Annotated in this window: 10 protein-coding genes; 1 reads left to right on the top strand and 9 read right to left on the bottom strand. The window is 50.8% G+C overall.

Annotated features, from left to right (window positions below; all coding sequences use genetic code 11):
• From Q7P68_RS02200 to Q7P68_RS02180, 5 genes are all read right to left on the bottom strand, one after another.
• Positions 1-869, bottom strand: an 869-nt coding sequence (locus tag Q7P68_RS02200; protein WP_304222250.1) for an ABC transporter ATP-binding protein, incomplete at its 3' end; no start/stop codon positions are given.
• A 2-nt stretch (positions 870-871) separates the two neighbouring features.
• The gene (locus tag Q7P68_RS02195; protein WP_304222247.1) at positions 872-1,858 is read right to left on the bottom strand and encodes an ABC transporter ATP-binding protein; all 987 of its coding nucleotides are present in this window, start codon (positions 1,856-1,858) and stop codon (positions 872-874) included.
• A 20-nt stretch (positions 1,859-1,878) separates the two neighbouring features.
• A complete protein-coding gene (locus Q7P68_RS02190; RefSeq protein WP_304222254.1) occupies positions 1,879-2,934 on the bottom strand; it encodes an ABC transporter permease in 1,056 nt (351 codons plus the stop codon).
• Positions 2,935-2,961: 27 nt separating this feature from the next.
• Complete coding sequence (locus Q7P68_RS02185) at positions 2,962-3,894, bottom strand: ABC transporter permease (protein ID WP_304222253.1); 933 nt, start codon at positions 3,892-3,894, stop codon at positions 2,962-2,964.
• 184 nt (positions 3,895-4,078) lie between these two features.
• Entirely contained in the window at positions 4,079-5,665 is a 1,587-nt protein-coding gene (locus Q7P68_RS02180; RefSeq protein ID WP_304222244.1) for a peptide ABC transporter substrate-binding protein, read from the bottom strand.
• A gap of 186 nt (positions 5,666-5,851) precedes the next feature.
• On the opposite strand from Q7P68_RS02180, the gene Q7P68_RS02175 reads away from it, so the two are divergent.
• The gene (locus tag Q7P68_RS02175) at positions 5,852-6,757 is read left to right on the top strand and encodes a 1-acyl-sn-glycerol-3-phosphate acyltransferase (protein WP_304222242.1); all 906 of its coding nucleotides are present in this window, start codon (positions 5,852-5,854) and stop codon (positions 6,755-6,757) included.
• A gap of 46 nt (positions 6,758-6,803) precedes the next feature.
• Here Q7P68_RS02175 and Q7P68_RS02170 read toward each other — a convergent pair whose 3' ends face one another.
• The 4 genes from Q7P68_RS02170 to Q7P68_RS02155 all read right to left on the bottom strand — a co-directional run bounded on the left by Q7P68_RS02170 (position 6,804) and on the right by Q7P68_RS02155 (position 12,224).
• Positions 6,804-7,586 (bottom strand): NYN domain-containing protein, encoded by a 783-nt coding sequence (locus Q7P68_RS02170; protein ID WP_304222240.1) that lies wholly within the window; start codon positions 7,584-7,586, stop codon positions 6,804-6,806.
• 13 nt (positions 7,587-7,599) lie between these two features.
• A complete protein-coding gene (locus Q7P68_RS02165) occupies positions 7,600-9,822 on the bottom strand; it encodes a hypothetical protein (RefSeq protein ID WP_304222239.1) in 2,223 nt (740 codons plus the stop codon).
• Positions 9,809-11,584 (bottom strand): DNA repair helicase XPB, encoded by a 1,776-nt coding sequence (locus Q7P68_RS02160; protein ID WP_304222237.1) that lies wholly within the window; start codon positions 11,582-11,584, stop codon positions 9,809-9,811. Before Q7P68_RS02160 ends, Q7P68_RS02165 begins: the two co-directional genes overlap by 14 nt.
• 73 nt (positions 11,585-11,657) lie before the next feature.
• Entirely contained in the window at positions 11,658-12,224 is a 567-nt protein-coding gene (locus Q7P68_RS02155) for a hypothetical protein (protein WP_304222235.1), read from the bottom strand.
• Between the last annotated feature and the right edge of the window lie 28 nt (positions 12,225-12,252).

The raw sequence follows: 12,252 nt of genomic DNA, 5'->3' as shown, positions 1-12,252 counted from the left end.
TTATCAGGGGAAGGAACATCCCCTGTAAGGAGAATCCGTTGCCGTTTGCGTTCTACGACCGGGTCCGGAATGGGAGCTGCAGAAAGGAGCGCTTGCGTATAGGGGTGTAATGGTTTTTCAAAAAGCTTACTGCTTTCTGCAATTTCCACAATTACCCCCAGGTACATAACCGCAATTCTATTGGAAATATACCGGACCACCGCAAGGTCATGGGCAATAAAGAGGTAGGTAAGTCCCAGTTCCTGCTGCAGGTCCTTAAAAAGGTTCAGAATCTGGGCCTGGATAGATACATCCAAAGCGGACACGGGCTCGTCGGCCAGAATCAGTTCTGGATTCAGCGCCAATGCCCGAGCAATACCAATCCGCTGCCGCTGACCGCCAGAAAACTCATGGGGGTAGCGGTTACGGAAGAACCGGGAAAGCCCCACCTTTTCCATGAGGTCTTCGACCCGGTCGATAATCTCTCCCTTCTGCATCTTGATGAGCCCCCGGGCATTGTAAATTTTAAGGGGCTCCGCAATGATGTCACCGCTGGTCATCCGGGGGTTCAGGGACGCATAGGGATCCTGGAACACCATCTGCATATCCTTGCGGGCTTTTAAGAGTTCCGACGCATGGAGTTTTGTAAGGTCCTTTCCTTTAAAATTAACCACTCCTGTAGTTGGCCTGTGGAGCTGTGCGACAGCCCGTGCCGTAGTAGACTTGCCGCAGCCCGACTCTCCTACAAGGCCAAGCGTTTCGCCTTTCCGGACCTGGAAGGATATTCCGTCCACCGCTCGAATAAAACCTTTATGAGAAGAGAAAGGCCCGCCGCCGGTGGGAAAATGGAGTTTTAAGTTTTGTACATCCAGTAAATATTCAGTATTCATAGTTAACGAGCCTCCTGGGAGTAGAGCCAGCACGATGCTGCGCAGCCGTCGTCAAAGGTTTTGGAAGCGGGATACTTTTGCTTACAGATATCCATGGCCTTTTCGCAGCGGGGATAGAAGGGGCAGCAGTCGGGAAGGTCTATCACGTTCGGCGGCTGGCCCTGAATGGACTGGAGCCGCTCGTTGGTAAATTTATCGAGCCGGGGCACCGATTTAATGAGTCCCTGGGTATAGGGGTGCCGGGGATTGGCAAATATTTCATCCACCGGGCCCCGTTCTACAATACGGCCCGCATACATTACGCAAACCGTATCACAGAGCCCAGCCACGACCCCAAGAGAATGGGTAATCATAATAACCGCAGTCCCAAGCCGGGCCGTAAGGTCCCGGATCAGATCCAGGATCTGGGCCTGAATGGTTACGTCCAGGGCACTCGTGGGTTCATCGGCTATAAGAATGTCGGGGTTACAGGAAAGCGCCATGGCGATCATAACCCGCTGGCGCATACCGCCAGAAAACTGGTGGGGATAGTTATCGATGCGCTTTTCTGCCGCGGGGATGCCCGCCATTTTAAGCATTTCTATTGCCTTGTCCCGGGCCGCAGCTTTGGAAAGCCCCTGGTGCAACACCAGAGTTTCCACCATTTGGGTGGAGATTTTAAGGAACGGGTTAAGGCTGGTCATGGGATCCTGGAAAATCATGGAAATCTTGTTTCCCCGGATATCCCGGATCTGGCTTGGAGTCATTTTTAAGAGATCCTGGCCCCGGTACAGCACCTCGCCGCCTGCAATACGCCCCGGAGGAAAGGGTACAAGGTTCATAATGGAAAGGTTCGTCACGCTTTTGCCGGAACCGGACTCGCCGACCAGGCCTAAGGTTTCTCCCTGGCGGAGATCGAAGGAGACCCCGTCTACGGCTTTCACGATCCCTTCATCAACATGAAAATATGTTTTCAGGTCCTTAACCTGTAAAATTACTTCATCGGTCATTGCTCATACTCCTCGGGACCCTAGGTCCGGTTTTTACTCTGGGGATCCAATGCGTCCCGGAGACCGTCACCCAGAAAGTTCATTGCAAACAGGAAAATCGTCATGGAAATTGCGGGAAAGAGGAGCCGCCAGGGGTAAAGTTCCATACCCTTTACACCATCAGCAACCAGGGTACCCCAGGAAGCCCCCGGTGCAGAAACACCAAGACCCAGGAAGGACAGGAAGGACTCGTTCATGATAAAGCTCGGCATCTGGAGCGTTGCAAAGATAATGATGACCCCCAGAGAGTTTGGCAGCAGGTGCCTAAAGATAATCCGGCCCTGGCTTGCGCCCATGGACCGTGCGGCTTCCACAAACTCTGAGTTTTTAAGGCTGATAATCTGGCCCCGGACGACCCGGGCTATGGTAAGCCAGGATACCATGGCGATAGCTATAAAGAGGATGAAAATTGAGTTGCTGCCCGAGGGAACCATGGACATAAGGATGATCACGATGAGCATATACGGGAGTCCGTACAGAACATCGACAAACCGCATGAGCAGGTTATCCACCCAGCCGCCCAAGAAGCCCGCAATAGCGCCAATAACAATACCGATAAGAACTGCTGTGAGGGTACCAACTACACCGATACCGATTGAGATTTGACCACCGTAAATAATGCGGGCCAGCATATCCCGTCCCAAATAGTCGGTACCCAAAATATAGACCTTTTTATATGAAGGATCATGCTGAACTTCTTCTTTAATTTTTGCAAGTTCTGCTTTTTGGGATTCCAGTTCCGTTTTCAAATCCGCCCGGTCCTGGGTCTGCAAGACCTCGGTGAGCCGAACAATGCGTTTTTCCACCTTTTCAACTGCTAGTTCTCCCGCAGTCTTAAACGAAGGTGGCAGATTGATATGCATGAGGTTCTGCTCATTCGGGCTATAAATGGGTAATAATGGTGCAACGAGGGAAATGACAATATAAAATATTACCACATACAAACCAATGAGGGCCATTCTGTTTTTGCGCAGCCGTTTCCACGCATCGGCCCATAGAGAAACGGGTTTAACCTGCTGGTTAAATTCATTCACCATTTGTTTCGCATCAGCCATGGAGTACTCCTATTTATACGCAATCCGAGGATCGAGCAATCCATATACAATATCCACCACGAAATTCATGGCTACGAGGATTGCAGAATAGACGATAATATCGCCCATTATCAGGGTATAGTCCCGGTTCAATGCGGACTGTACGAAAATTTGGCCTACACCGGGAACAAGGAATACCGTTTCAACCACCACTGAACCAGTAATAATGCCAGAAAATGCCGGCCCCAGATAGGAGACGACCGGGAGGAGTGCACCCTTAAGAACGTGTTTAAGGATGACCACCGATTCCTTAAGCCCCTTTGCCCGGGCTGTTCTGATGTAGTCGGAACGGAGTACTTCCAAAATAGAACCCCGGGAAAGCCGGGCAATGTACGCAAAATAGGGGAATGCCAGGGTAATCATAGGAAGTATTAAGGTTTTCCAGCCCGCGCGGCTATTTATCCAACCAGAAGTAGGCAGCCAGCTCAGCTTCATGGCAAAGACAAGCTGTAATACAGGACCGATCACAAAAAGAGGTACCGAAATTCCAATGACCGCAATAGACATAGATAAGTAATCGGGCCATTTATTCTGTCTTAGAGCACTCGTAATACCAGCTAGCGTTCCAAGTACAAAAGCCAATCCAAGGGCAAAACTGCCAAGAATTATTGAAGTTGGCATCGTAGCACCAATAAGCTCATTGACCGTCTGGTCCGAATACCGATAGGAAGGTCCTAAATCACCTCTTAAGAGGATATCCTGTAAATAGCGGCCATACTGCTGTAACAGGGGCTCATCCATATGGTATTTTTTAAGGATATTTTGCAAAACCGCTTCCGGAATTTTCTTTTCCGAAGAAAAGGGACCGCCCGGTGCAAAGCGGATAAGAAAGAAACTGAGCGTAACGATAATAAACATCGTTGGAATAATGCTCAGCAAGCGACGAATGATGAACCTTGCCATCATTTCCTCCAGCATAAAATTATTTGACGAACTCGCCAAGTAGATACGTTCACAGGATGGGTAAACATATCTATTTGGAGAGTTCTAACCTCGGTAAATCAGAAAGGCGCTCCGAAGAGCGCCCTTCCAGATTAAGAGACGTACCCTTTTCCTGAATCGCTAGACAGGAAAAGGAAACAGGTTGTTATTTTTTCTTGGAGATGAACTTCCAGTGGTGGATACCCAGCGGGTTGCCATACCAGCCATTCCATTTGGTCAGATCGATCATATCAAGATCGACATACCAATAGAGGGGCAGCATTCCCTGGTCTTCGGCAAAAATCTTTTCAGCATCCATGAGCACCTGGTTCCGTTCGGGGCTGTCGGGCATGGTGGCTGCTTTCTTGACCAGTTCATCAAACTTGGGATTGGAATACAGACCATCATTATTGCCACCACCGGTAATAAAGAGTTCTAGGAAGTTGGAGGGATCCATATAGTCACCGACCCAACCATGACGGGCTACGTCAAAGTCGTGAGCATTAGAACGGGTATCCAGGAAGGTCTTCCACTCTTCATTCTTTAACTCGACGGTAATACCCAGGTTGTTCTTCCACTGTTCCTGAATAAATTCAGCAATCTTCTTGTGGCCTTCGCTAGTGTTGTACTTAATCGTAAGAACAGGGAAACCCTTGCCATTAGGATAGCCAGCCTGTGCCAGAAGTTCCTTTGCCTTGGCTACATCGTAACCAATACCGGGCTGGGGTGTGAAACCTGCCATGGGCGGGGTAAAGGCATCGGTCGGAATCTGACCAGCCTTAGTAACCTTTTCGACCAGGGCTTTCTTGTCGATAGCAGCAGCAAGAGCCTTGCGAACCAGTGGATTGTCATAGGGCTTGCGCTGGTTGTTAAAGCAGTAATAGTAGGTTGCAAGCTGGGGATTAACCTGGTAATCGGGCCGGAGTTTTACTTCATCGATTATGTCAGTGGGAACTGCGGTATCCCAGTCAATTTCTCCCTTGAGGAACATATTGTAGGAGGTTTTCTCATCAGTAACCGCAAGAATCTTAATAGAATTAAGTTTTACGTTGCGGGCATCCCAGTATTTGGGGTTCTTAACCACAAAAATGTATTCCTGGGGTTTCCATTCCTTAAGGGTATAGGGACCGTTACCAACAAAGTTGCCGGGTTTTACCCATTGATCACCAAATTTTTCAATTACATGCTGGGGCAGCGGGGCAAAGGCATAGTGGGCAGTCATATCAACAAAGTAAGCAGCAGGACCAACCAGTTCGACCTGGAGGGTATAGTCGTCAAGGGCTTTCACACCGACAGTGGACGGATCGGTAGTTTTGCCTTCGTTATAGTCAGCAGCACCCTTAACAACCATGCCGATCATATAAGCATATTCAGCGGCGGTTTCGGGCTTGAGGGTCCGGAGCCAGCCATACACAAAGTCCTTCGCGGTAACAGGTGTTCCGTCGGACCAGGTGCTCTTGCGGAGCTTAAAGGTAACAGTTTTGCCATCAGGGCTGGTGGTCCAGGATTCAGCGATACCAGGGATAGCCTTGGATGTCTTGGGATCGTTAATAGTAAGACCCTCGAACAGAGCCATATAGAGCCGGTGCTCTGGAACACCTTGAATCAGGGACGGATCCAGGGTCTGGGGCTCTGCAGCGTTGTTCACGATGAATTCTGCCTTATCTGCGGTCAGCTCCTTTTGTGCGCAGGAGATAACGAACAGAGAGGCGAATCCAACCACGAGAGCGGCTAAAAGTACACTCTTTTTCATGTTGACTTCCTCCTTGGTCTGATTTGTCAAGTACAGACTCCTTTTTTATACATCGCAAAACCAGTTTACGCAACAGTTTTGTGCATACTTTCTGTAAAAACATACAATATCTTGAATATTGATGACAATTTCGCAAAAACCGTCGCAATTGACAGCTCCTTTACCATAATTGTATACTGTTTGCCTATGAAACCAATTAGTGCAGTCTATCGCGACAAAATTATGCAGATGATGGGCAAAGCCCGTCTTGATACGGTTGTTACCGAACAGAATGTGTACCAACAGGCCAATAAAAATGTTCTTCCTTATATTGATGAAATTCTCAAGGAACTCATTTTGCCGGGATCCGGTGTAGATGGGACTGAAAATTTGCAAGAATTACTAAAAAAGGCAAAAGAAGGACACTCCTGCCTTCTTTTAGTTGAACATTACAGCAATTTTGACCTGCCCGCCTTGAGCTACCTACTCAGAAAAGAAATTCCCGACGGTCAGCCCAATGGGCAAGAGATTGCCGATGCGATTGTTGCGATAGCAGGGCTAAAACTTAACGAATCAAATCCGGTGGTAACCGCTTTTACCGAAGCCTATACCCGAATCGTTATTTATCCAAGCCGATCCCTCCAGGGACTGGATCCTGAAAAGGACCGGGCAGAGATTATCCGCAGCAATGCCATAAACCGGGCAGCCATGAAGGCTCTGAACGAAGTCAAAGTTTCAGGAAAACTTATTCTCGTATTTCCCGCGGGGACCCGCTTCCGGCCCTGGGACCCGGAGAGCAAACGGGGAGTACGGGAAATCGATTCCTATATTAAATCATTCGACTATTTTTGCCCCATTGCGATTAACGGAAATGTACTACTCATCCAAAAGGGCGATATGGCAGAAGACATGGTAAATCCCGATGTAATCCGTATTACCGCAGGACCTGTGACAAGCTGTGCCGAATTCCGCGAAAAGGCCCGGGCCGCCGCAGAGGCCGCCGGGGTGGAAGACAAAAAGCAGGCGACGGTAGACGCGATTATGGCCCTCTTGGAAGAAATGCACCAAAAAGCCGAAGAGCGGCGGCCTAAGCCGCAGGGGACACCACAGTAAGGAGCCTAGGCTGATTTAGCCACCTAGGCTGGGGACTTAAGTTTACTTAGCGGCCCCGGCGCTTCCAGCGGATATATACCTGGCGGCCCGGGCCGTTTTCCTGAGCCCGCTCTTCTATTTCGAACTGGGGAATGGCCCGGAAGAGGTCTCCCAGCTTTTTAAATCCATAGTTCCGGGGATCAAATTCACTGGACCGGTTGGTGATATTTTGACCCACCGAACCGAGGTAGGCCCAGCCGGATTCATCCGCCAGGTCGTCCACCGCATTCCGTAAAAGCGACAGGAGCCGACGGTCCACCTTAAAGTCCTTTTGGTTCTTCGTTGCAGTCTTTACCTCATCTTCTTCCGAGTCTTCCTGCTGTTCCTTTAATATTTCTGTATAAATAAACTTATCGCAGGCTGCTACAAAGGCTTTAGGGGTCTTTTTCTCCCCAAAACCGTACACGGTTCGGCCACTTTCGCGGATCCGGGCCGCGAGGCGTGTAAAGTCCGAATCGCTCGAAACGATGCAAAAGCCGTCGAGCCGTTCCGTATACAGAAGGTCCATGGCATCGATAATCATGGCGCTGTCGGTGGCATTCTTACCCGTTGTATAGGAGAACTGCTGAATCGGTTGTATCGCGTATTCCAGAAGCCGATCCTTCCAGGACCTCAGGTTAGTACTGGTCCAATCACCATAAATCCGTTTAACACTGGCCACTCCGTATTTAGCCACTTCGTTTAAGAGCCCGTCGATAATCGCAGGCTGGGTATTGTCCGCATCAATAAGAACCGCCAATTTTGGTTGGTTTATAACCGGCGATGATGCAGAAAAGGGGAGCAATGGCATATATAGGTACCTCTCAATCACCAAAAATAGATCGTTTCAGCCGCCTGAGGAGGCTGATTTTTCCTACGGCCAGGGTAAACACCTCGCCTTCGGGATATTGTTCTGCCCTAAGCATAAGCTCGGCTCCAGATTTTTCAAGGGCCAGGGGCCGGACAATAGCCCGGTTCGCCTCTCCCTTAGGCCCCCGCCAGTAAAGCTCCACGAGAGCCCCCTGGGACAGGGCCTGTTCGGCGAGCCTGACCTTGCCGACATAATCGAGGCCCCGGGCTTCGAGTTTTTCGTAGCGCACCGCCGCTGCTACGAGCTGGGTTTCATCAAGAATGAGCCGCCGGTCAATGCGGGCCGCAAGTTCATCCCTTTGTTCTTTGGTAAAATGCTTTTGTTCGAGTTTTGCATGCAGATCCGCAAGCAGCTTCTGGGCCACTTCTCCGTCCGTATCTGCGGAGGCTCGGGACGGCATGGCTTGAGTCTGGTTAATGGCTCCCGTATTAAAAGGTGCTCTGTGCCTTGCGGGACTTTTTCCAAAATAATAAAACCGTCCTGTCTGCTGATGGGCATTGCCAGCGGCAAACCGCACGCCTTCCCCGCTGCGCCCAGGGCTTTCCGGGTAGTTATCCCGAATCGCTAATCGGGCAGGTTCTGGCCGGGCAAGGGTATCAAGCCCAGCCTTTTCCAGCACTTCTACAAGCTGGTTTTCGTCGGTCATCCTGAGGAGGTAGACGCCGGGAGCCAGTTCCCGGTCTATAAAACCGGCGACCAGATCCAATTCCGCAATATACCGCCGTTCTGGTGCTAAGGTAAGGACCAAACCCTTATAGAGTGCCGCCGATTCATAGCGGCGGGCCCACTCTTCCAAAGACCATGCGATACTTTGGACGACCGGTTTTTGAGCCAATTGTTCCAGCAGGCGGAGAATCTCATCTACCTTAAAGCCCCTATCTAAAGCTCTGACTAGGCCTTCTTGAGACAGCTCAAGTTTGAGCGTTTGGCCCAGTTCTTTTGGCCGGCAAAACTGAATAAGATGACACAGTTTTGTCATGGGGATTTCTGGATATACAATGACGGAAAAACTTGCATCACATACAATACTGGGCTGCTCTGTTTGATTGGCACCGGCACAGGATGCGCTGGTTCTGACAAAACCGTTTTCCTGGTGAACAATCAGAAAAGCCTTTTCCATGGCCCTGAGGAGGGCTTTAAAAAAAGAAAGAGGATCTACACCAGGGTAATGATGAGCGGGCCCTGCGTGAACAGAAGCGCCCCGTTCACCGAAACGGCGGCGTAGGGTACGCTGCTCCTCCAGAAGCCAAAAGCGCCTCAGGAGCCCTTCGCTGTACACCACTTCCTGCTGCATGCTATCAAGAAGGCCCTGTACAAGCCGAGCCCAGTTCTGTAAGCGTTCCCGGGACAGGCGGCGGCCAGAGTCGTCCAATTCCAATTCTACCGCAACGAGGGCTGAAGCTAAGTATTCAAGTCTTTCGCAAGGTTCAAGGGATGCAAAAGCTTCCAGGCGGTCTTCATCAACATGATGATGTCCCTCTTCGATTCTGAGTAGTCCTACATATTCCAAAGCTTGAATCAGCTCGAAGGCCCGTTCATGCCCTCCGGCCTGAGCAAAGAGGGTATCCAGATCCTGCTGGGATCTTTTCTTTAAGGTTCCGTCGGACTTAAAAACTTCTTTGGTATGGTACAGCCAGCCAAGGATTGTACCAAGGGCAAGCACCGGTGAAACAGGAGCTTCGGGCGGCGGACTTGTCAGGGGGGAAGCGGCAAATAAAATCGACAGGTCACTAAATATCGGGGTGAGAACCGGCGCGAGTAAGGGATTCAGGTTCAGCCGGGGCCTGCCTTCTTCCGTTGTTCTGAAAATGATGAGCCGTTCTTCCAAATTAAGGACAATGCCGTAGAGGTCTGCAAAACTAAAGTCCCCTTCAAAAAACAGGGCTAAATCCTGGAGTGTCCCGGACCCAAGGAGGCCTACGGCGGCAATGCAACGCCGGTCCGTATCATCCAGAAGGCAGGCTATACGTTTATGAATCTCCTGGCGAGAAAGAAAGGCCGCCAAATCATCGATGAGCCGCTGTTTGTTAAAGGGGGTTTTTATATCCCCCAAATAACTGCGGAGTATGTCGAAAAAGGGGGCCTCTGACAGCTGCATAAGGGCGGCTTTCCAGGATTCGACCGGGGGAAACTGAAGTGATGGAGAAGTTGTCCATGGGACACTATGCAAGCTCATCTTCGGTCCAGTGTTGAATGGTGTATTTATAGCCCTGTTCAGCGAGGAATTTTTGGCGGTTCGCAGCGAATTCTTCTTCTACGGTGAACCGAGACACCAGGGTATAAAAATAGGAGTTTCGGTTTTTTGGCCTCAGAATACGGCCAAGCCGCTGGGCTTCTTCCTGCCGGGACCCGAAGGAACCGGAAACCTGTATTGCCATAGAAGCATCGGGGAGGTCGATGGCAAAATTGGCTACCTTGGAAACTACAATAAGCCGGAGCTCCCCCTGCTTGAACCGGCGGTAAATGGCTTCCCGCTCCGCGTGGGGCGTCTGTCCGGTAATAAGGGGCGCTTGTAGAACCCGGGCAAGCTCAGATAGCTGGGAAAGGTATTGGCCGATTACCAGGATCCGGTCTTCGCTGTGGTTTTCGATAAGCTGCTGCACTACGGGAATCTTAAGGGGATTCTCGCTGGCGATCCGGTATTTGGACCGCTGGTTCGCCACCGCATAGGGTATTTTTAAGTTCTCCGGCAGATCCAAGCGGATTTCGGTGCAGAGGGCTTCCGCAATCCAGCCCTTGGTTTCCAGGTCTTTCCAGGGAACATCGTAGCGTTTGGGTCCGACGAGGCTGAACACCGCATCTTCTGCCCTATCTTCCCGCACCAGTGTGGCGGTTAGTCCCAGGCGCCGCACAGCCTGCAGCTCCGCGGTAACCCGGAATACCGGAGCGGGCAGCATGTGGACTTCGTCGTAAATGATAAGCCCCCAGCTCCGTTCTCGAAAGAGCTTAAAGTGGGGGAAATCTGCATCCTTGTTGGGCCGCCAGGTAAGGATTTGATAGGTAGCCACTGTTACCGGTGCCACTGATTTTTCATCCCCCGTATATTCGGCGATCTGTTCAGGTACAAGACTTGTTTTGTCTAAGAGTTCATCAATCCATTGATGGACTGCTGCAACGTTAGTCGTAAGGATGAGGGTGTTGGTTTTGAGCATGGTCATAACGGTCATACCCACCACGGTTTTTCCAGAACCGCAGGGGAGCACCACCACGCCAAAGCCGGATCCAGGGCCGCCGTCGCCGACCACAGAGCGGGCGGCCTCTACCTGGTAATCCCGGGGAGCGAAGGGTTTTCCGGCCCCGGTATGGGTCCGGAAGGCGATTTCCAGGGGTTCACCCGCGGCAAGGGGGGCCATATCCTGGACAGGCCAGCCTAATTTAATAAGTTCTCGCTTGACAGTTCCCCGGTTTACGAGTTTGAGCCGGAACGCTTCCCCTGCGGGAATCAAGTATTTTGCCAGGCTTTTGGAGGATCTAAGCTCGGCGCGGATTGCTTCGGATTCACAGACGAGCAGCAGGGTGTCCGGAAGGCTGGCAGGTGCTGAAGAATCGATCGGTGCAGATTTTGCCGCGGTTGTTGCGGGCGCGCTTGTTTCGGGCGCGGCTGCATTGGCCTCGGCGGAATCTGAAATATCTGCTACCAGTTTGATTTTGCCGTAGCGGGCCATGGTGTCTGCAAATCCGTCGAGTATGGACTGAGGGACCGGATACCGGGAATATGTTTCCAGCACACGCTTGATATGTTCAGGGGTAAGGCCCGCGCTTGCAGCATTCCACAGCGAGAGGGGGGTTATTTGATAGGTATGGATATGTTCGGGAGACTTTTCGAGTTCCGCAAAGGGCATAATGGCCGAACGGGCTTCTTCGGCCCCTTCGGCGTGAACATCCATGAGAAGAGTTCGATCACTCTGAACAATGAGCGGGTTCGATGGATTCGCCATATCCGGCCTATTGTACCGGAAGCGCCTCTGCTTAGCAATGTGCAGAGCCAATTTCAAAACGCGAAGCGTAGTGCTATTCTATGGAGAAATTAAAGCCCGTAAGAAAGGTTACCGCTGGTCTAAAGTTATAATTTGGTATCTGGAAGGCAATATCAAAGGGAATATAGATTCCGTTGGTAACAAAGGTGTATCCCACCGCGATTACCACACCGAGGCCTCCCAGATTAACCAGGGGGCCTGCGCCAAACTCAAGGCCGCTGTGGTGCCGGTACCCCATACAGAGGGCTGCGCCGGGCAAGAAAATAGACTGTTCTATTCCCATGGCGGTGAGCAGCACCTGCAGCGCGAAGTGATCCGAGCTTTGTCCGAGAAGGTATCGCCATTCAAAGTTAAAACCGAAAACAGAAAAATAGGGATAATAGGGGCCGCCCATAAACATGCTTTCGATTTTTTGGGAAAATTCTGCCTGATCCTGATACACGGCGCCGAATCCAATCCGAGGCCCGAAGACGAGGTACGAAGTCACCGGTTTGGTTTGGGGACCAAACCTACCCTCTGAAGGTTCGGCGTCTTGGGCTAGTACAATACTCCCAAGAGTAAGCACCACCACTAATAAGGCAAGTATTTTTTTAATATTCATATACACCTCCGTTTTAATTATATCAATT

Origin of the sequence: Gracilinema caldarium (genome assembly GCF_029265695.1) — a bacterium.
Classification (GTDB): domain Bacteria; phylum Spirochaetota; class Spirochaetia; order Treponematales; family Breznakiellaceae; genus Gracilinema; species Gracilinema caldarium_A.
Note: the sequence above shows the minus strand (reverse complement) of the source record. Positions and strands in the feature narration are given on the sequence as shown.